Source organism: Marinomonas algarum (genome assembly GCF_020532605.1).
Classification (GTDB): domain Bacteria; phylum Pseudomonadota; class Gammaproteobacteria; order Pseudomonadales; family Marinomonadaceae; genus Marinomonas; species Marinomonas algarum.
The window spans coordinates 109,162-130,874 of sequence record NZ_JAJATW010000002.1; the positions used below are offsets into that span (position 1 = coordinate 109,162).

The 21,713-nt window shown below is 44.9% G+C and carries 18 protein-coding genes; 13 read left to right on the plus strand and 5 right to left on the minus strand.

Annotated features, from left to right (window positions below):
- Nucleotides 1–129: 129 nt before the first annotated feature.
- Nucleotides 130–834, minus strand: coding sequence for a response regulator transcription factor (locus tag LG368_RS02275; RefSeq protein WP_226753108.1), 705 nt, complete (start codon nucleotides 832–834; stop codon nucleotides 130–132).
- Nucleotides 827–3,703 (minus strand): cache domain-containing protein, encoded by a 2,877-nt coding sequence (locus LG368_RS02280; RefSeq protein ID WP_226753109.1) that lies wholly within the window; start codon nucleotides 3,701–3,703, stop codon nucleotides 827–829. The genes LG368_RS02275 and LG368_RS02280 overlap by 8 nt, the downstream gene beginning before the upstream one ends.
- Nucleotides 3,704–3,875: 172 nt before the next feature.
- Between LG368_RS02280 and LG368_RS02285 the strand changes: the two genes are divergently transcribed.
- The 13 genes from LG368_RS02285 to LG368_RS02345 all read left to right on the plus strand — a co-directional run bounded on the left by LG368_RS02285 (nucleotide 3,876) and on the right by LG368_RS02345 (nucleotide 17,764).
- The gene (locus LG368_RS02285) at nucleotides 3,876–4,658 is read left to right on the plus strand and encodes an ABC transporter ATP-binding protein (protein ID WP_226753110.1); all 783 of its coding nucleotides are present in this window, start codon (nucleotides 3,876–3,878) and stop codon (nucleotides 4,656–4,658) included.
- Nucleotides 4,655–5,368, plus strand: coding sequence for an ABC transporter ATP-binding protein (locus LG368_RS02290; RefSeq protein WP_226753111.1), 714 nt, complete (start codon nucleotides 4,655–4,657; stop codon nucleotides 5,366–5,368). The genes LG368_RS02285 and LG368_RS02290 overlap by 4 nt, the downstream gene beginning before the upstream one ends.
- A 54-nt stretch (nucleotides 5,369–5,422) precedes the next feature.
- The gene (locus tag LG368_RS02295; protein WP_226753112.1) at nucleotides 5,423–6,637 is read left to right on the plus strand and encodes an ABC transporter substrate-binding protein; all 1,215 of its coding nucleotides are present in this window, start codon (nucleotides 5,423–5,425) and stop codon (nucleotides 6,635–6,637) included.
- A 78-nt stretch (nucleotides 6,638–6,715) separates the two neighbouring features.
- On the plus strand, nucleotides 6,716–7,603 hold the full coding sequence (locus LG368_RS02300; RefSeq protein ID WP_226753113.1) for a branched-chain amino acid ABC transporter permease: 888 nt from the start codon (nucleotides 6,716–6,718) through the stop codon (nucleotides 7,601–7,603).
- 11 nt (nucleotides 7,604–7,614) lie between these two features.
- Nucleotides 7,615–8,538: a branched-chain amino acid ABC transporter permease gene (locus LG368_RS02305; RefSeq protein ID WP_226753114.1), complete on the plus strand. Its 924-nt coding sequence runs from the start codon at nucleotides 7,615–7,617 to the stop codon at nucleotides 8,536–8,538.
- A 21-nt stretch (nucleotides 8,539–8,559) separates the two neighbouring features.
- Entirely contained in the window at nucleotides 8,560–9,408 is an 849-nt protein-coding gene (locus LG368_RS02310; protein ID WP_226753115.1) for a 3-hydroxyacyl-CoA dehydrogenase family protein, read from the plus strand.
- A complete protein-coding gene (locus LG368_RS02315) occupies nucleotides 9,398–10,201 on the plus strand; it encodes an enoyl-CoA hydratase-related protein (RefSeq protein WP_226753116.1) in 804 nt (267 codons plus the stop codon). The genes LG368_RS02310 and LG368_RS02315 overlap by 11 nt, the downstream gene beginning before the upstream one ends.
- A 24-nt stretch (nucleotides 10,202–10,225) precedes the next feature.
- Nucleotides 10,226–11,905: an acyl-CoA synthetase gene (locus tag LG368_RS02320; RefSeq protein WP_226753117.1), complete on the plus strand. Its 1,680-nt coding sequence runs from the start codon at nucleotides 10,226–10,228 to the stop codon at nucleotides 11,903–11,905.
- A gap of 11 nt (nucleotides 11,906–11,916) precedes the next feature.
- Nucleotides 11,917–12,705: an electron transfer flavoprotein subunit beta/FixA family protein gene (locus tag LG368_RS02325; RefSeq protein ID WP_226753118.1), complete on the plus strand. Its 789-nt coding sequence runs from the start codon at nucleotides 11,917–11,919 to the stop codon at nucleotides 12,703–12,705.
- Nucleotides 12,706–13,641, plus strand: a complete 936-nt coding sequence (locus LG368_RS02330; RefSeq protein WP_226753119.1) for an electron transfer flavoprotein subunit alpha/FixB family protein — start codon at nucleotides 12,706–12,708, stop codon at nucleotides 13,639–13,641. It begins immediately after the preceding gene.
- A gap of 54 nt (nucleotides 13,642–13,695) precedes the next feature.
- Entirely contained in the window at nucleotides 13,696–15,486 is a 1,791-nt protein-coding gene (locus LG368_RS02335; RefSeq protein ID WP_226753120.1) for an acyl-CoA dehydrogenase family protein, read from the plus strand.
- A 60-nt stretch (nucleotides 15,487–15,546) separates the two neighbouring features.
- Complete coding sequence (locus LG368_RS02340; protein ID WP_226753121.1) at nucleotides 15,547–17,187, plus strand: electron transfer flavoprotein-ubiquinone oxidoreductase; 1,641 nt, start codon at nucleotides 15,547–15,549, stop codon at nucleotides 17,185–17,187.
- 103 nt (nucleotides 17,188–17,290) lie between these two features.
- Complete coding sequence (locus LG368_RS02345) at nucleotides 17,291–17,764, plus strand: PaaI family thioesterase (RefSeq protein WP_226753122.1); 474 nt, start codon at nucleotides 17,291–17,293, stop codon at nucleotides 17,762–17,764.
- 123 nt (nucleotides 17,765–17,887) lie between these two features.
- Here the strand turns inward: LG368_RS02345 and LG368_RS02350 are convergent, their stop codons facing one another.
- From LG368_RS02350 to LG368_RS02360, 3 genes are read right to left on the minus strand one after another with little or no spacing between them, the layout of a single operon-like run.
- Nucleotides 17,888–18,484 (minus strand): sarcosine oxidase subunit gamma family protein, encoded by a 597-nt coding sequence (locus tag LG368_RS02350; RefSeq protein ID WP_226753123.1) that lies wholly within the window; start codon nucleotides 18,482–18,484, stop codon nucleotides 17,888–17,890.
- Complete coding sequence (locus LG368_RS02355; RefSeq protein WP_226753124.1) at nucleotides 18,484–21,405, minus strand: 2Fe-2S iron-sulfur cluster-binding protein; 2,922 nt, start codon at nucleotides 21,403–21,405, stop codon at nucleotides 18,484–18,486. The genes LG368_RS02350 and LG368_RS02355 overlap by 1 nt, the downstream gene beginning before the upstream one ends.
- Nucleotides 21,402–21,713, minus strand: a complete 312-nt coding sequence (locus LG368_RS02360) for a sarcosine oxidase subunit delta (protein WP_226753125.1) — start codon at nucleotides 21,711–21,713, stop codon at nucleotides 21,402–21,404. The genes LG368_RS02355 and LG368_RS02360 overlap by 4 nt, the downstream gene beginning before the upstream one ends.

Sequence of the window (21,713 nt, forward strand, 5' to 3'; positions counted from 1 at the left end):
GTGAATATCTTAGCTAAGCGTCACTTGAGAAAAATCAGACACGATTTTTGGTTCCCCGCCACGCCCCGTTTCTAAATAAACGGGGCGTTCTCTTTTATCACTGTAATATTGGCTCACTTAATGAGTTTGTTATCCATGCCATTTAACTTCCGACACCAACATATAACCTGCGCCATAGACCGTTTTAATCAGCGTGCTTGTGGTATTTTTTGGTTGGATTTTTTTCCGTAATCGAGATACTCGAACATCAATACTACGATCATAAGGAACGGTATTTTCTCCTAGCAACTGGTCACGGGAGAGTATCTGAAAAGGATTTTTCAGTAGCGCCATAAGCATATCGGACTCGGCTCGACTTAACGTTTCTTGTTGAGGTGTATCCGCATTAAGCGTCAACGAACCAGGGTGATAGGTTAACCCAGAAAAGTAAGCATATTGTTGAGTGTTGACTGGTTTCTCGCTACGTGTCTGTATTCGACGTTGCAGGCTTTGTACTCTAGCAACTAATTCGCGAGGCTCAAAAGGCTTCGTAATGTAATCGTCAGCGCCAAGCTCTAACCCTAATACACGATCCGTGAGTGCGTCTCTTCCAGACACAATAATAATGCCAATATTTTTATGCTGTAATCGTCGAATCAAATCGATCCCATCCATATCGGGTAATGTAAGATCGATAATGCAAATATCTGGCGACTTAGAGGCAATGCTCAGCTCCGCTTCTGAGCCATTGCTATAATATTTTGTGTCAAAATAAAACTGACTCAAGGTATTACAAATTAAGTCCCCTAGATCGTTTTCATCTTCTACGACATAAATCAGACATTTCTTATTCATTATTGTGTCCTGAGTTGTCTATAAAGTGTGTATTAATTGCATCTAAAAGCGCACTGCTTTCAAAAGGTTTTTGAAGGAATGCACCTTCATATTCACTGTTTACCAACCGATCACTGTACCCTGTCATTAAGACAAAAAAGGCGTGAGTGTATTTTTTTTGAACGAGTGTGTGAACATCGTAACAAGTAGCTATGCCTGGCATCACACCATCGGAAACTACGCCCTCCAAAGAAGGTAAACCGGCGTGTAGTAACACTAATGCTTCGTCTGCACTGCTCGCTTCAATAACTGAATAGCCAAGCTCGACTAGCTGTTGACGAACTACGCTACGCACATCTTCATTGTCCTCTATCAATAGTACAAGCGCGTTTTGGGTCATTTTTGTTAATTTTTTTTCTGCAGGCGCCCCTCCCCCGATAACTTCGTTAACGCCATTGTAAGAGGGTAATAAGATTTCAATACAAGCCCCCATATCAGGATTGTTCGTAACCCGCATGTACCCTTTTGATTGCTTCACAAAACCAAAAACCATACTCAATCCAAGTCCCGACCCTGAACCAGATGACTTTGTTGTATAAAACGGCTCACATGCTCTTACTAAGGCCTCAGGCGTAAAACCTGTTCCGTTGTCTCGGATAGAAAAGACAACATACTGTCCGGGTAAGACGGGCTCATCAAATACATATGACGATATAAATGTGGTGCCGTCAGCTTGATTTACCTCTAATGATAGCTGCCCGCCTTTTGGCATAGCATCAGCCGAATTCAATATTAAATTCACCAGAGCGTCTTCCATTAAAGCTGAATCCACATAAATAGCAGGACAGTTTTCAATCATCTGGGTTGTCAACACAATGTTATCTGGCAATGGTGCTGACAATAACGACACCACATCATTAATAAGCGATCTTGGCTCAATATAGCTAGGCGATAATGGCTGACGGCGAGAAAAAGCCAATAAACGCCGAGTTAAATCAGCGCCACGACGCGTGGCCCTAATAGCGGGTACTAGATGTTGATTCCATGTCTCTGAAACCTTATCTCGATGCTGTAACGCTAATAAATTCCCTAAAATTATGGTCAACAGATTATTAAAATCATGGGCCAGTCCTCCCGACAACTGCCCAACGGTTTTCATTTTGCTGGCTTCTGCCAAACGCTTTTCCGTTTCTCGCTCTTTAGTAATGTCGATCGATAACGTTAATAAACCCACTACCTTTTTCTTTTCGTCATAAAAAGGTAATACTGTTCGTCGTGTTAAAATAGGCTTCCCTTGATCAACCAGAGGATACTCGTAAACCACTCTCTCCCCTTGTAAGGCACGCTCAAAGTGTTTGCTTAACACCGTAAACATGTCTTGATCAACCACCTGTGAAAGGTCTTTACCGACAATGCTTTCTTTGGTTTCATGAAATATTTCGAGGTACTCACGATTCGCAAACACAAACTTCAAATCACTGTCTAAGTATGCCACTTGCGCGGGCAGAGCATTAAGAATAAGCCGTTGCCTTACTTCGATTGCTCGTAATTCAGACTGCGTCAACTCAAGCCGTTGTACCGCTCCTAATAACTGTTCGTTACTTTCTGATAGGCATTGTGTTCGCTCTGCTACCCTAAGATTTAAGGTGGTAATATTGTCACGTAGACACGTCACCATATAATCAAAGGACTCCGCTAGTACACCCAACTCATCGTTGCGTTTAATACCCGTTTTGGCCATCAAATCGCCTCTATTGATTTTTTGTGCGGTAAGCGACAATCTGCGGATTGGCGAGGTTATCCACTTAGCGAACAAAAACGCCAAAAGTGCTCCGACCAGTAACCCCACGATACCAATCGCAACAATACGTTGGCTTAATTGGATCGAACTGAACATAAGGTCATCCACATACACCGATGAACTGATGTACCAATCAAAATCAGACAAGTGCCGCGTTAATGAGAGCTTTTCATAGTTATAATGACCCGGATCGTCTGGTCGATCCCATTTGTAATACAACTCTTCACCAGTGTCAGCCATCGACATAAGATCTTTGTAGATTGGGTTTCCCGTGACTGAGTTGAGTTGCGTCTTGAAGTTAATACCGTTGATATTAGTATTAGGGTGAAAAAGCATATTTCCTTTAGAATCAAACACATACAAATAGCCGTTATTGGCAATATTGATGTCTTTTAGTACCTCAGCAATGTCTTTAACCGCTTTTTCTTTTTGTGTGATGATCTCTTTTTCGATGTCGTCAATATACACACCCGCACCAATGACAAATCCCCACTGAGGCATATCTTTAACAAAGGAGTATTTATCAATCACTTGTGTTTCATTGAGTCTGTTCCATTTATAGCTATAAAAACCTTCACCTTCTTTCAACGCCAGGTCTACTAATTTTGGTATAACACGCTCGCCGTTGACATCGATATACAAAGACATATCTGTCCCATTAAATAGAGGTGATGGGTGAGCTAAGATTTTTGCATCATAATCAGATATCCACACATATCCCTCGAAACCAAACTTGAAATGACGCAGATTAAAAAATATATCCTGCCAAATTGCTTCCTCAGAGCGCCCCTTCGCCCTGCCATTGTTTAAAGCGCTTGCTATGAAATTTTCGGTGAGTTCTACGATGGATTTTAGACGCTGCTCGTGGTGGCTCAGAGTGCGATTAATATAGGTATCGGAGTTAAAAGAAATGCTGCTGGCTAAGTCATAAACAACGTTTAAGACTTGTCGATTAGAGTTTAACTCTAACTTAAAAACATTGTGTTTGATCAGTGGAACAGAGAAAAGGTAAATGGCACTAAAAATACTACTGATCAACAGTAACAATAAAACGAACAACCTAAAGGTGATGGTCGATATAGGAAACATGACTTTCTTCTTATTTTTATTAGAAGCCAATCCTATCACAAACTAACACAACACCATCGGCTTGTTACATTTGGTTAGAATTGAAAAATAGTTTGGCAATGTTTCTGCTCTAGTATCAAGGAAAATAACAATACAAGCAGACCTTTCTGCTTCCTTGCATAGAGTAAATACGATGTCTAAAACAGAAGCGGACTTTATCCTATCAACACAACACCTAAGTAAAGGCTTTAAGGGCTTTACAGCGGTTGATGATGTGAACCTCAATATTACACGTGGACACATACATGCCTTAATCGGTCCAAATGGCGCAGGCAAAACTACAGTGTTCAATTTACTGACAAAATTTCTTCCACCTTCATCTGGCAAGATTTTGTTCAACAATCAAGACATTACATCATTGGATCCTGCGGCAATTGCACGCTTAGGCGTGATTCGTTCTTTTCAAATTTCTGCTGTATTCCCTAATTTATCTGTGTTGGAAAACGTCCGTATCGCGCTTCAGCGCAAAGAAAAAAATAGTCTACACTTTTGGACCTCTGAAAAAGTACTCAACAAACTCAATGATAAAGCCATTGAACTACTGGCTTCTGTTGGCTTGGAAAGCTTCGCCTACAGCAAAACTACGGATTTATCGTACGGCCGTAAGCGCGCACTTGAAATTGCGACAACGTTAGCACTTGAACCTGAACTCATGTTACTCGACGAACCCACACAAGGCATGGGACACGAAGACATTGATTTGGTTGCCAACTTGATTAAAAAAGTGTCTCAAAATCGCACTATTTTAATGGTAGAGCACAACCTACATGTCGTTTCTAAATTAGCCGACAAAATCACCGTATTACAGCGTGGGGCCATTTTAACCGAAGGTGATTACGCTACTGTATCCGCCAACCCGCAAGTTCGAGAAGCTTATATGGGTACCGAAACAGTTGATCAGGAGGTGTCTGCATGAGCCACAATTCACGTGAAAAATTACGCATCACGAATTTGCATGCCTTTTACGATGAGTCACACATTCTGCATGGTATCGACATTGCTGTCATGCAGGGTGAGCTTGTGACTTTACTGGGTCGTAATGGCTCTGGTCGTTCCACTACGTTAAAAGCCATCATGAACATGGTTGGCAAACGCAGTGGTGAGATTGTCGTGAATGGCGAAAATACTATGACCATGCCAGCACACAAAATTGCGCATCTAGGGTTAGGATTTTGTCCTGAAGAACGCGGTATTTTTGCCAGCTTAAGTGTTGAAGAAAACCTTTTATTACCTCCACAAGTTCGCTCTGACGCCATGAGCCTAGAGGAAATATACGAGCTATTCCCTAACCTTTATGAACGTCGAACCAGCCAAGGTACACGTCTGTCTGGCGGTGAACAGCAAATGCTCGCCCTCGCACGCATTCTACGCAGTGGTGCAAACATTCTTTTGTTAGATGAAATAACAGAAGGGTTAGCCCCAGTCATTGTACAAAAACTGGCTGAGGTGCTGATGCTACTAAAAAACCGTGGCCTCACTATTTTACTTGTTGAGCAAAATTTTCGTTTTGCCGCTCCCATCGCTGACCGCCACTACATTATGGAGCACGGTCACATTGTAGAAGAAATCTTAGCCAGCGAATTAAGCGCAAAAAGCGAACTACTGAATACCTATCTTGGGGTGTAATCCCAGATAACACCAAAAGCACAATAAAAATAATCATACGCTTGGAGTATCAATATGCAATTTCAGAAAAAAACCCTATCCACCCTTATTACAGGTGTCGTTGTTGCAACAATGGCAACCACAGTCGCAAGCACAGCATTAGCCACCACCGATGGCAAAGTGAAAATTGGTGTTTTAGCTGATATGGGCGGCACCTATGCAGATTTATGTGGTCCGGGGTGTGTCGTCGCTACTCGCATGGCCATCGAAGACTTTGGCGGTCAGGTACTTGGAAAGGACATCGAACTGGTTTCGGCCGACTCTCAACTCAAGCCAGACATTGCTTCTTCAGTAGCACGTAAGTGGGTTGAGAACGAGGACGTAGACGTTATTGGCGGCTTAGTTTCTTCTGCCGTAACAGGCGCTGTGACTCAGGTGACCAACAGCAGTAAAAACATCACTCTGATTACAGGCTCGGGCTCTAACGCTTTTACCACTAGTGCCTGCTCTCCTTACATCGCTCACTGGACTTACAACGTAGTGGCATTAGCTAACGGCACCGTAAAACCTATGGTGAGCGAAGGTAAAAATAAGTGGTTCTTTATTACTGCGGATTATGCTTTTGGTCATGCACTTGAAGCAGCTTCAATGAAAATCATCGAAGCTAATGGTGGAGAAACTGTAGGCACAGTCAGAGCACCATTAGGTACCACTGATTTCTCTTCCTATGTGTTACAAGCTCAAGCGTCTGGTGCCAATGTTGTCGCACTGGCTAACGCTGGCAATGACACCGTCAACGCTCTAAGCGCGGCTGCGGAATTTGGTCTCACTGATTATATGGATATTGCCGGTTTATTAGTTTTCACACCGAACGCACAAGCAATGGATCCAGAGACGGCTCAAGGAATGCGCTTAACCACTGGCTTTTACTGGGACATGGACGATCAGACTCGAGCATGGAGCACACGCTTTGAAGCATTACATGGTGCTATTCCCTCTATGTCACACGCCGGTGCTTATTCAGCCACTATGCATTATTTAAAAGCGGTTAAAGCAGTGGGGACAGATGATTCTGATGCCGTAATGAAGCAAATGAAAAACACCAAGCCGGATGACTTTTTCGCCCGAAATGCAACGTTCCGTGCCGATGGCCGCATGGAGCACGACATGTTATTGGTCGAAATCAAAGAGGCGGCTGACCGTAAGAGTAAAAACGATATTTATAATATTGTTGAGGTCATCCCGGGCAATAAAGCCTACAGCCCAATGTTGCCAAGCTGCGCGTTCTAATCTTGGTAGTAGTGAGGAAAGCCAACGTCGGCTTTCCTTATTTTCCACACGATTTATATTCAAGGTAGTTGACACGTTATGGCAACTTTTCTCGGAATTAATTTTTTTGCGCTGTTCGGTCAGTTATTAATCGGACTGATTAACGGTTCTTTTTACGCGCTGCTCAGCCTTGGCTTAGCTATTATCTTTGGACTTTTGCGCATCATCAACTTTGCCCAAGGCGCCATGTATATGCTCGGTGCTTTTGTCGCCTTGCTAGGTTTTAAATACATGGGGATGAGCTACTGGGTTGCTCTTTTCGTCGTGCCGGTTGTTGTTGGTCTAGTCGGAATCTTAATCCAACGCTTCTTAATCCGTCCCATTGCGAACGAAGACCATTTATACAGCTTACTGTTAACGTTTGGTTTGGCGTTAATGATACAAGGAATGTTCACTCACTGGTTTGGCTCTTCAGGTCAGTCTTATCCAGTACCTGACGTCTTAAAAGGCGGAATGCGCTTACCCTTTATGTATTTACCTAATTATCGCGCTTGGATCATTGTAGTGTCAGTTTTGGTTTGTTTTTCCACTTGGTGGATGATCGAAAAAACTAAGCTTGGCGTGTATCTGCGTGCTGGTACGGAAAACCCTCAATTGTTACAAGCATTTGGTATTAACGTGCCATTGATAGTGACACTCACTTTTGGTTTTGGCGTGGGCTTAGCGGGGTTTGCAGGTGTCATGGCTGCACCTGTGTATTCCGTCTCACCCGATATGGGATCAAACATATTGATCATTGTCTTTGCCATCGTCGTCATTGGCGGAATGGGATCCATTGGTGGTGCCATTTTAACTGGGCTAGGTATGGGAATAGTAGAAGGCTTAACAAAGTACTTTTACCCAGAGGCGTCAGCAACAGTGATCTTTCTTGTCATGGTGATTGTGCTAATGATCAAACCTTCCGGCCTATTCGGCAAAAATACTTAGGAGCACTGTTTATGCGATCTCGTTTAGCCATTTTAATTTTGTTAGGACTGGCACTGACTGCTCCTTTAGTTATTTATCCGGTCTTCTTGGCCAAGGTGCTGTGCTTTGCCCTTTTCGCTTGTGCGTTCAACTTACTGTTGGGGTTTGCCGGTTTACTGTCTTTTGGACACGCGGTGTTTCTCGGCACAGGCGGGTACGTCACAGGCTGGTTAATGATCAACAGCGGTTTAACACCAGAAATTGCCATCATCACAGGTACGATCGCTGGTGGTTTATTAGGCGCAGTTTTTGGCAAGTTAGCCGTAAAACGAGAAGGCATTTATTTTGCCATGGTGACTTTAGCCTTAGCACAGTTAGTCTTTTTCTTATACCTACAAGCGCCTTTTACTGGCGGAGAAGACGGCTTGCAAGGCGTGCCTCGTGGCAAGGCATTTGGCCTCATTGACTTAGCGGATAACCAAACTATGTACTATTTCGTACTGGCTATCTTCTTAGTCGGTTTCTGGTTAATTCACCGCACCGTGCACTCACCTTTTGGGCAAATAATGAAAGCCATCCGAGAAAATGAAAGCCGTGCAACATCACTTGGTTACGATGTAAATCAGTATAAATGGATTGCTTTTATCATCTCCGCAGCCCTGTCTGCGTTAGCTGGCTCAACGAAAACTCTCGTCTTTGAATTAGCGTCTTTAACCGACGTGCATTGGCACATGTCAGGAGAAGTCATCTTAATGACACTGGTAGGCGGTGTCGGCACCATCATTGGACCACTAGTCGGCGCAGGCGTCGTGGTGAGTATGCAAAACTACCTAAGTGGTGGTGAGCTAGGCAACTATTTGCACATCATTATGGGCGCAGTATTTGTCCTCTGTGTATTGAGTTTTCGCAGTGGGATTGTCGGTCAATTTAATAAATTTCGTCGCAATAACTTTTAAGCTTTGGCTAAGGACTAAACCATGAGTATTCAAATTATTGGCGTGATTGGCGCCGGACAAATGGGGCAAGGCATCGCACAAGTGATGGCTTGTGCGGGTTATCAAGTTCAATTGGTTGATTCTTCGGCTGACGCGTTAGATAAAGCGGTTATACGAATCCGCCAAAGTATTGAAAAATTGACTGGAAAAGGCCTACTTGAAGCTAACAACGACTATCTTGCGGCTATTCAATGCTCAACTGAACTTTCATCACTTACTTCAGCTAATTTGGTGATTGAGGCAGCGACAGAATCAGAAAAGGTAAAAACCACTATTTTTCAAGCATTAGCTTCCATCTGTCCGGCTTCAACTTTATTTGCTAGTAACACTTCATCGTTATCTATTACGCGCTTGGCCGCCAGTATACCCAACCCAGAACGTATGATTGGTATGCACTTTATGAATCCAGTGCCATTAATGCAGCTAGTCGAAGTTATTGAAGGATTGCAAACAGACAAATCTACCACGATGACCGTGATGGAGGTTGCTAAAAGGGCTGGCAAGATCTCTATTCCGGTAAAAGATCGCGCCGGTTTTGTGTTGAATCGTATTTTGTTGCCAATGATTAATGAAGCGGTGTTTGTTCTCGAAGAACGCAATGCAACAGAAGAACAGATCGATCAAATTATGATGCTCGGTGCCGCTCATCCCATTGGCCCATTAGCACTCGCTGATCTAATAGGGTTAGACACCTGTTTAAGCATCATGGACGTGTTGTACACACAATTTGGCGACAGCAAATATCGCGCTGCTCCCTTGTTACGCCAAATGGTCGACGCTGGGCGATTAGGTAAAAAGGTCGGACAGGGGTTTTATCATTATGAACGCTAACATGACACCTACCTTCGACCACCTTTTACTGACACAACCTCAGGACAACATTTGGCTGATTACTATCGACCGTCCAAAAGCCTTGAATGCCTTAAACAGTGCACTATTGATGTCATTAAACCAAGCGTTCCAATGGCTAGATTCGTTACCAAGCACAAAAGTCATCATGCTCACGGGCAGTGGCGATAAGGCTTTTGTAGCCGGTGCAGACGTCGCAGCAATGCAATCGATGACCGCCCTAGAAGCACGTGATTTCTCATCTTTAGGCATGGCGTTAATGCAGCAAATAGAGTCTTGCTCTGCTCCGGTGATCGCTTTAGTGAATGGCTTTTGCCTTGGAGGTGGATGCGAGTTAGCGCTGAGTTGTGACTATATTTTAGCCAGTGAAAACGCAGTATTTGGCCAACCTGAAGTTTCTCTTGGTATTACACCAGGGTTTGGTGGCACGCAACGTTTAGCTCGAAGCATTGGCAAAGGTAACGCCATGCATTGGATTCTCACAGGCGACCGTATCTCGGCTCAAAACGCACTCAAACTGAATGTATGCAATCAGATATTCAGCCCTGCAGAACTATTGAAGGGCGGCTTGGTGCAAGCAGACAAAATTGCCAGAAATTCGCCATGCGCCGTACGTTTTGCCAAGCAGCTGATCCATCAAGGTTTGAATATGTCACTGCAAGACGGCTGCCAACTTGAAACCGAACGCTTTGCTCTAAGCTTTACCACACAAGATCAAACAGAGGGAATGGCGGCTTTTCTCGAACGTCGCCCCGCTCGCTTCTCAAATCAATAACAACGACATAATGAGGTCAATAATATGAATAATAATACCGCCCTCGATACTCAGATAAGAAAAAACGGTCATTTGGATAAAAACATCGCCAACTATACCGCATTAACACCCATTTCTTTTTTAGAGCGTACCGCCAATATTTATCCTGATCGTATTGCGACCATCAATGGCCCGATCAAGCGCACTTGGCACGAAACTTACCAACGTTGTCGCCAGCTTGCTAGTGCGTTACAACGCGAAGGCATTCACAAGGGCGATACGGTATCCGTCATTGCACCTAATATTTCAGAGCATTTTGAAACACATTTTGGCGTGCCCATGGCTGGCGCTATTTTAAATTCTATTAATACTCGGCTTGATGCACCTACTATTGCGTTTATCTTGCAACACGCTAACAGCAAGATCGTCTTTGTAGACCGAGAATTTGGTGCTTTGTTAAAAGAAGCGTTAGAGCTGATGCCTCATTCACCCTTAGTGATCGACATTGACGACACTCAGTGGGTCGGAGGTGAACGGGCTGGTACAACAGACTACGAAACGTTTCTAACACAAGGTGATGAATTTTTTGATTGCCCAATTCTTGAAGACGAATGGGATTCTATTACGCTTAATTACACATCTGGCACCACAGGTGACCCAAAAGGTGTGTTATACCACCATCGCGGTGCGTATCTAAATGCTATCAGCAACGCCATGTCGTGGGGTATGACTCAGCACCCCATATATTTGTGGATATTACCTATGTTTCACTGCAATGGATGGTGTTTCCCTTGGACAATCGCAGCCATGGCCGGCGTGAGTGTGAGCTTACGCCACGCCAAAGCCGATGATGTCTTTACTATTATCAAACAAGAGAAAATCGGTTATTTATGTGCCGCACCCATCATTCTCAATATGCTCAACGCGGCCGAAGACAGTGTTAAATCTGGCATTGAACACCCTGTAAATATTATGACAGCGGGGGCACCACCACCAGCAGCCGTTATTCAAACCATGGAGTCTATCGGCTTTAACATCACTCATGTATACGGTTTAACAGAAACCTACGGACCTTGTGTGTATTGCGCATGGAAGGATGAGTGGGACGATCACAGCGATGAAGAAAAAGCACGTATAAAAGCTCGCCAAGGCATTAAAGCCCCGATGCTAGAGAGCTTAATGGTAGCTGACCCAGACAGTTTAGAACCCGTTCCGCAAGATGGAAAAACGTTGGGAGAAATTTTCATGCGCGGGAATTTAGTCATGAAAGGGTATTTAAACAACCCAGCCACAACCGAAAAAGCATTTACTGGTGGTTGGTTCCACTCAGGAGATCTGGCCGTTTGGCACAGTGACGGCTACGTAGAAATCAAAGACCGTTCGAAAGACATCATTATTTCTGGGGGTGAAAATATCTCCAGCATCGAAATAGAAGACACCCTTTATCGTCATCCTATGGTGCAAGAAGCCGCCGTTGTCGCCAAGTTAGACGATAAGTGGGGCGAAACGCCCTGTGCTTTCATTACGTTAAAAGACAGCGCTTTAAAAAGTACAAATATCGTCAGCGAAGACGACATCATTCAATTCTGCCGTGAACATATGGCGCACTTTAAAGCCCCAAAATACGTGATTTTTGGCCCCTTGCCCAAAACATCCACAGGAAAAGTACAGAAGTTTTTACTCAGGGATCAAGCCAATGCCTTGTCCTCGACAAGTCTTAATTAGGAGAGCAGTAAATGACAAACCAACCATTAAAAGCCATTGTTGCTGTTAAACGTGTCATTGATTATAACGTCAAAGTGCGCGTAAAAGCCGATCGCAGCGATGTGGATTTAAGTAACACAAAAATGTCAATGAACCCTTTTTGTGAAATAGCAGTTGAAGAAGCCGTTCGACTAAAAGAAGCGGGTATCGTTGATGATATTTTGGTCGTGTCCATTGGCCCAAAAAGTTGCCAAGAGCAAATTCGTAGTGCGCTGGCTTTGGGTGCTGACCGAGGGTTACAGGTAGAGTGTAATACGCCTGTTAGCCCGCTGGATGTCGCTAGAATTTTGCAAAACATCCAGCAAGAAGAAAATGCTGATATTTTCTTACTGGGTAAGCAATCTATTGATGCCGACAATAATCAAACTGGGCAGATGCTTGCAGCCTTACTAGACTGCCCGCAGGCAACCTGCGCCTCTCATGTTCAAATTGAGAATAAAAAAGCCGTTATTACACGAGAAGTAGACGGCGGACTGCTCACCGTAGAAATGCCTTTACCTGCGGTCATCACCACAGACTTACGCCTCAATGAACCTCGCTTTGCTGCCTTACCTAAAATAATGCAAGCCAAGCGCAAACCGTTGGTAGTGAAAACCTTATCCGATCTTGCGATTGAATTAACTAACGATATCGAGTTGATCTCTGTGGACACCCCAATCCAACGGCAAGCTGGCACTATGTTGAAGTCTGTTGATGAACTAATGTTAGCTCTGCGCAGTAGCACCCAAATACAGATGCCAAAGCATGATGAGGAGGCCTAAATGAAAACATTGATTATTGCTGAACATAACCAACACGCTTTAAAAGCTGAAACCTTGGTAACCCTAGGAGCGGCGCAACAGCTTGGGCAACCGATTGATCTGTTTATCGCAGGTCACGATATTGCACAGTTAGGGCAGGATGCATCGTCCATCAGTGGCATTGATCGAGTTTTAACGTGGGATAATGAAGCGCTTACCCTACCGTTTAGCGAGACTCTCGCCCCTGTTATTGCCAGTTTACGCTCACAATATAGCCATATCTTGTTAGCAACGTCGTCATTTGGCAAAGACCTAGCGCCTAGAATTGCTGCGCTGTGTAATGTGAATGCCGTGTCTGATGTGATCGAAATCATCAGTCCTAACCAATACAAACGCCCTATTTACGCCGGTAACGCTATCGCCACAGTGAAAAATAATGCAACTTGTCAGGTACTAACCATTCGCACCAGTGCATTTACCTCTCCCAATCACAACCCTACTGCCTCGCCCGCACAGATTCAGGCATTGTCCATTGAGTTACCGATGCCCTCTGTGAATTTCGTTAAACAGACATTGAGTGAATCTAATCGCCCTGAGTTAAGTGGCGCAGACATCATTGTCTCTGGTGGTCGTGCCATCGGCTCAGAGTCCAACTTTTCCATTATTTACGACCTAGCTGACAAATTAGGTGCGGCGGTGGGTGCTTCAAGAGCCGCTGTCGATGCAGGTTATATAGCCAACGATTTACAAGTAGGACAAACCGGAAAAGTGGTGGCACCCTCCGTCTATATTGCCATTGGTATTTCTGGCGCTATTCAGCACCTTGCTGGTATGAAAGACTCAAAGGTCATTGTCGCGATTAATAACGATCCAGACGCGCCTATTTTCTCTGTTGCTGATTACGGACTCGTCGCTGACTTATTTGAAGCGGTCCCTGCAATGACAGCAGATTTGTAGGTTTCCAGTATTTTTTACGAAATAACAACCGTCTATCTATTTTTAAGGTGATTTATGAGTATTTACACTGCACCACAACAAGATACTATTTTTGTCCTCGATCAACTGGTGGAACTGGACAAACTCGCTGCACGCTACGCATTAGAAGATGTCTCTGTCGAACTGGCAGATGTCATCGTACAAGAGGCTGGTAAACTGGCCACCGATGTACTGGCTCCTCTCAATGCCGAAGGCGATAAACACGGCGCAGTTTTGGTTGATCACTGTGTAGAGCAAAGCCCTGGCTACAAAGACGCTTACCAGCAATATATTGACAATGGCTGGGCTGGGCTCACTGGACCCACTGAATTTGGTGGCCAAGGCTTACCAAATGTTTTAGGCACCGCAGTGAATGAGCTTTGGCACTCTGCAAACATGGCATTTGCACTTTGCCCTATGTTAAGCCAAGGTGCAGTAGAAGCCTTAATCGCTCACGGCAGCCCAGAACTGCAAGCGCACTATCTCCATAAACTCATCTCTGGTGAATGGACTGGCACCATGAATTTAACGGAACCTAACGCAGGCTCTGACCTTGCGGCCGTTGCCTGCAAAGCCACACCAAAAGACGATCATTACCTCATTCGTGGCCAAAAAATTTATATCACTTGGGGCGATCATCAAATGACCCCTAATATCGTGCACTTGGTCTTAGCACGATTACCAGACGCTCCAGCAGGTGTGAAAGGTATTTCATTGTTTGTGGTGCCAAAATATTTGCTGTCTGAAGAAGGTGAGCCAACTGAACTCAATGATGCTCGCTGTATCTCTCTTGAACATAAGCTGGGAATTCACGCCAGTCCGACCTGTACTATGAGCTTTGGCGATAACGGTGGTGCGATCGGTTACTTAATCGGTGAACCCAACAAAGGCTTAAGCTACATGTTCACCATGATGAACCATGCTCGCCAGTCTGTTGGTCTACAAGGGTTATCAATTTCCGAGCGAGCTTACCAACAAGCGCGTGAGTTTGCGAAAGACCGTACTCAAGGAACCCATAAAGATGGCAAAAAAATCGCTATTATTGAGTACCCAGATGTGCGTCGTATGATGATGGCAATGAAGTCCGGCTGTGAAGCCATGCGTGCTTTATCACTTTATGCCGCAGCGGATATAGACAAGCATCATCACGGTGATATTGACGCAAAACAACGCGTTGAATTTTACACACCGATCGTAAAAGGCTGGATGACAGAGCTATCTCAGGAAATCACGTCACTTAACATTCAAGTTCACGGTGGTATGGGCTTTGTTGAGGAGACGGGAGCAGCACAGCATTTCCGTGACGCTCGTATTTTGACCATTTATGAAGGCACTACCGGTATTCAAGCACTGGATCTAGTCGGCCGAAAGACGCTCAGTGATGAAGCAAATGCATTAAGCCAGTTACTGAACGATATAAACAACACCGTCATAGAATTAGCCGCCAGTACAGACAAAACACTCCAACAAATAACACCACGACTCACCCTTGCGTTACAAAAAGCCACGACAGTAAAAAACTGGTTACTTGAACAAGGCAAGTTAGATCGTCAATTAACAGCCAACGTCAGTGTCGATTATTTGATGATGATGGGCTATTTATGTGGGGGCTGGTTAATGGCAAAAAGTGCCTTATGCGCATCGAAATTACATAACCAAGACGAAACCCACGATAAAAGCGTGCAGTACAGCGACGAGTTCTTAATAGGAAAAAAAGGGACCGCGCATTTTTATGCAGAATACTACTTACCGCGTGTTTATCAGCATGCCGACACGATATTAAGCGGTTTGAGCAGTACTTTCTCACTTGATATTGACCAACTTTAATATTTAAAAAATGAGCATCTTAGAAATTTAAAGCTCTACCACTTTAAAAGGAGAGGCAATATGGAACGCGACGTCATGTCATTTGATGTAGTCATTGTAGGCGCTGGCGCCGCAGGATTATCTGCGGCTTGTCGTCTAAAACAATTAGCACAAGCTCAGCAAACAGAAATCACCGTTTGTGTGGTGGAAAAAGGCTCTGAGGTCGGCGCCCATATCGTATCAGGCGCAGTCGTGGACCCAAAAGCGCTCAACGAATTGTTCCCAGACTGGTCTGAGCTCCAAGCCCCTTTAAACGTACCGGCCAAAGAGGATCAAATACTATGGCTGCGTAATTCAACCCAACATTGGACTATTCCAACGTGGTTAGCCCCAAAAACCATGCACAATACAGGCAATTACATTGCCAGCTTAGGTAACCTGTGCCGCTGGTTAGCAGAACAAGCAGAATCCTTAGGCGTGGAAATATTCCCAGGCTTTCCTGCCGCCGAAGTGGTTTATCACGACGATGGTAGCGTGAGAGGAATTGTCACTGCAGATATGGGGCTTAACGCACAAAACGAACCCAAACCTGGTTACATGCCTGGCATGATATTAGAAGCAAAATTTACTATTTTCGCGGAGGGTTGCCGTGGTCATTTAGGTAAAGCCTTGATTAAGAAGTACGCTTTAGACCAAGGAAAAGACCCTCAGCATTACGCTATTGGTATTAAAGAACTATGGGATATTGACCCCACCAAACATCAACCAGGCTTAGTAATACATGGCACTGGGTGGCCGCTTCAAGATGATACCAGCGGTGGCTTTTTTCTTTATCATACGGAAAACAGTCAAGTAGCAGTTGGGCTGATTGTCGATCTCAACTATAGCAACCCATGGGTCAATCCATTTGACGAATGTCAGCAACTTAAACATCACCCTAAGTTAGCGCAATATTTAGAAGGTGGAAAACGTGTTTCCTATGGCGCTCGCGCTATTGCTAAAGGCGGTTTTAACGCCTTGCCTAAAATGACCTTCCCCGGTGGTTTGTTGATTGGCTGCGATGCAGGCACACTGAATTTCTCACGTATTAAGGGCACACACACCGCCATGAAATCAGGCATGCTTGCCGCTGAGGCCGTTGTTAGTGCATTAAAGCACCAACACTCTGAAGCGACAGACTTCGAATCACTCTTTCGTGATAGTTGGCTGTACAGCGAATTGTTTCAGTCAAAAAACTTCGGCCCTGCGTTACACAATTTAGGACCCATTTGGGGCGGTGCGTTTAACACCTTGGAGCAAAACGTTTTCAAGGGGCATTTACCCCTTCAACTCCATGACAAAAAAATTGACCATTTACAAATCAAACCCACAGCCGAATGTACTAAGATCATTTATCCCAAACCTGACGGTATACTGAGTTTTGATAAGTCGTCTTCCGTGTATTTATCTAATACCAATCACGAAGAAGACCAACCCTGCCACCTACATTTGCATGATAAGGAACAACCTTATCAAATCAATATTCCTTTACATCAAGAACCCGCTCAGCGATTTTGTCCAGCCGGTGTCTATGAATTGATAGAGAAGGACAACCAACCACAGCTGCAGATAAATGCACAAAATTGCATTCATTGCAAAACCTGCGACATCAAGGACTATGGGCAAAATATTCAATGGCTCGTGCCAGAGGGAGGTGGTGGGCCAAACTACCCCAACATGTAAAAAATTCATTGTGCTTTTATAAAATGGTTTTTCTTTAATACGCTATTAAAAACACACCGCTCTTTAGTGTGTCTTTAATAGCACAAGAGACAGGGACAACATCATGTCTAAAAAGGCTTTTCAAGATTCCTACTCAGCAGAGTTCAGCCATTGCTATGGCTGTGGTCGTGATAATCCCCATGGTTTACAACTAAAAAGCTACTGGCTAAATGATGAAGATAAGACGCACACCATCGCACATTTTACGCCTAAGCCTTACCACACTGGTGGGGTTCCTAATAATGCCTACGGTGGACTGATCGCATCGCTTTTAGATTGTCACGGCACCGCATCAGCTGCTGCAGCGGCTTATGAAACACAAGGCCGAAAGATGGGAAGTACGCCTGTTCTTCGCTTTGTCACGGCGTCGTTATCAATCGACTTTTTACGCCCCACCCCAATTGGAGAAGAGTTAACTCTTTGTGGAAAAGTCACGCAACTAAAAGACAGAAAAGCCACAATTACATTGAGCCTAAGCGCTGGAAATATGCTCTGTGCCACAGGCACCATGACAGCGGTAAGGTTAAAATCTGAGTAAAAATAACCTACCGTCAACGAATACACTCTCTTTTAAATAAAAAAACCACCAAGCAAGGATTGCTTGGTGGTTACCATAAACACACGTATGGATTTGTCGCAATCCGGTGTTTATAAATCGATGTTAAACAAATTCCGCTGCCGCATCAGTGAGCGCTTCCCAGAGGTACTGCACACTGGCAATATCGGCAAACAACAAAAAGTAATCGCCTTGTGCGTGAGTCTGTTTTGTCACGATTGCGCCTGTACGAGCGACCGACGTTTGAGCCACTGCCCCTACAGGGAAAACGTTATTGCGCAAATCGACACCACACACTTTTGAAAACATATTTTCAGTTTCTGCCCCTGTCAGCATAAAGCAGGCATGACTGTGCTGGCAGTATAAAGGGTATACATTTTCTACCCCCATAGCCGCCACTTCCAATGCCTCAATTTTCGCATGCTCACTGTTATCCGTGCTTATGATCCAAAACTCTGACCGGCTTAAACGCAACACTACCAAAGACGCTTGACAAGACAAAGACTCGTTCGGCTTAGTGGGAATCGCAATGCCATGGGAAGCTAAAAAAGCCTCGGCACCCGTGCCACGAAAACCAGCGCGAGAAAACACCGTACAATCTTGCATCTTAATGCTCGACCGCGTTGCTTTGGCTTTAGTCGATGCCAGATCAAGCATACTTTTGCGCAAATCAGGCGCTGCACTTAGATTAAAAAGATCCATTAGATTACCTCCTGACGCGCATTACCGGCGTCATAAAAAGGCAGCTTAACCACCTCTGCCATCACCACTTCACCACCGTCAACCCGAATGGGAAACGTCGAACCGACTTCTTGCTGATCAATACCAACGAACGCCATACCAATATTGGCACCTAAGGTGCTGGAATATTCTGACGAAGTGACATTACCGGTAATCGCACAGTCCACTTGATTGGCCGCAGCTAAAACAATATGCCCTTCTTTTGGACGCGTACTGTGTGCACTGAGTTTGAAGCCTACTAACTTACGCGTTTGCTTACGCGCCATCACAATATCAACCGAGCGACTGCCAATAAAAAACGGCTTCTTACGATTGACCGCCCAACCAAGCGATAACTCGCCAGGGTGCGACATACCGTCGGTGTCTTGACTGACAATAATATGACCCTTTTCGAGACGCAGTAAACGTTGCGTTTCCACACCAAAAGGCTTCATATTAAACTCTGCACCGGCTTCCATCAGCAGATCCCATAATGCTTCCCCAAACAGCGTCGGCATGTGTATTTCGTAACCCAGTTCACCCACAAACCCCACTCGTAACAGTCGCACCGGAACACCTTGAATCGTGCCTTCACGGTAGGCCAAATAAGGAAAACTCTCATTGGAAAAATCTACATCTGAGCAGACTTTGTCCAACACTTTACGTGCTAACGGCCCTGCTACATTCACGGCAGAAAAAGCCGCTGACACATTGGCAATATCGACACTTAAACGCCACTGAGCATTCCACTTCGTCATTTCGCGATACACAGCGTCCACACCACTGGTTGTTGCCGTAATGTAAAAATGATCCTCAGCAATACGACAAGACACACCATCGTCGACCACAACGCCCTGTTCATTGGTTAAAACAGCATAACGGGTTTTACCGACAGGTTGTTTTAAAAAGCCAAAAGTATAAATCCGATTCACAAATTCTGCGGCATCTGGGCCTCGCACTTCCAACCCACCCAAGGTACTGACGTCAATCATGCCAACCGCGTTACGAACCATGGTGGCTTCTTGCTGAATAATCGCGTCACGATCAGCCGGTTTACCGTAATAAGCAGGGCGACGCCAAATGCCAGCAGGAATCATGTGCGCCCCCAATTCAAGGTGACGTTGATGCATCGGCGTAAAACGATGAGGACTGAAAATACGACCAGCAATGTGCGCTAATTTTTCAGGCACAAACGGAGGCCTTGCCGTCGTCACACCGGTTTCAGTGACACTACGATGAGTCGCTTCGGCCACGAGACGTGCTGTTGGTAGCGCAGAGTGACGACCTTGAGATGGTCCCATGCCCACCGTAGAAAAACGTTTAACCAGCTGCACATCTCGGTAACCCAAACGGGTGGCATTAATAATGTCTTTTGCCTGCAAGTCTTCATCAAAATCGACGAAATCCTTACCTTTTGGGTGTTTGAAGATAGGCCATGGAAAGTTGGTATGACGCTGGCAAGCAATGGATTCGGGCGAATCGCTCGCCAAACCTAACGAAGACAAACACGTGTGGGCAGCCACTTCACCGTCATTTATCACGGCATTCAGTTCATGCATACCATTTGCTGAACCTGCTACATACAGGTTTTTAGGCAGATTCGTTAAAGCAAAACGCGCACTGGCGTCATCGTAGCTCAATTTAGCCCCTGCCTGACAAAGCAGTTGATAAACAGGCATGTAACCTGCCGACATGCACAACAACTCACAAGGAAGGCTAATACCGTTTGCGGCAACCTGACCTTTTCCGGTTATTTTGTGGATTTGTACTGCTGCAAGGCGCTTTTTGTCGGCACTCGGAACGGCTTCATAAACAGTCGACTCAAACAGAACATTAATACCCAAGTCCACGACTGCATCATACAAAGCAGGATCATCTACTTGCTTACGCATATCAACAATGACAGGCACAGATACGCCATGCTTAATGAGTTCTAACGCACACAAATAACCATCGTCGTTACCCGTTAGCATAACGGCTTTGTTGGCAGGTTTAATCGCATATTGAGACATTAAGCGCATTGCAGCACTCGACATCACCACGCCCGGTACATCGTTGTTACGAAAAACCACGTGTTGCTCAAATGCTCCCGACGCCACGATACATTGCTTCGCACGTACCTTAAACATACGGTTGCCTTGAATCACCGGCAAATAGTTATCGGTAAACCAGCCATTACAAGTCGCGCTGGTCAGGACACGAATATTACTGTGATTCAGTACATCGTGGGTCAATTTCGTTCTTAATGCTGAAGCGCAAACACCTTCTATATCAAAGCGGTGATACGTTAAAGCACCACCCAATACAGGGTTCTCGTCAACCAGTAAAACACTCGCACCAGCATTGGCGGCTTTTAGGGCCGCAGCTAAACCAGCAGGACCAGCGCCTATTACTGCAACATCATGAAAAAGATAAGCTTTATCATGGTAAACCGGCTTGAACGTTAGATCAGCAAAACCTAGCCCTGCTTTTTTACGGATAAAGGGTTCCCACTTATCCCAAATTCCTGCAGGCTTATAAAAAGCACGATAGTAAAAGCCCACTGGCATAAAGCGACCGGCATAGCCTAATTTGTCGTCTTTGTCTTTTTCCAGCGAGCCGTTGTAGTTTTGCCCCATCACATCCATATTCGCAGCAATATTTTGACGATCAGCCAAAACGTTCGGCTCACTTTTAAGCTGTACTAAGGTATTGGCGTCCTGACCAGCCATGGTTAATGGTCCACGAGGGCGATGGTATTTAAAAGAACGAGACATTAGCCATTGATCGTTAGCGATCAAAGCACTGGCGATCGTGTCCCCTTCTAGACCTTGGTAACTCTTCCCTTCAAAAGTGAAATTCACGCTTTTATCGCGGTTAATGTATAAGCCTGAAGGGGCGGGTAATCGATTGTGTCCACTCATATTGACGGCTCCTGTGTAAGTTCGGGCTTACTGTCAAACTCGATACGTTGATCAAAGCGTTCGGATGGATCGTAGGTTTTTAAAATCTCGTCGCTGGCTGTGTGGCGCTCAGCAATAAACCAATAACCCGAGGGCGCGTGATACCACCACTCGGTAATAATGCGAATGGTGTTGTCAGAATAAAACACGTATTCCGCCCACTCTTTATCAGAGCACGTATGTGGATTTGGCATCGGCTTTACTTCGCCACCGTAAACAAATTCACTGATGTTTCTTGGCCCATTTAATGGGCAATGCATGATTTTCAT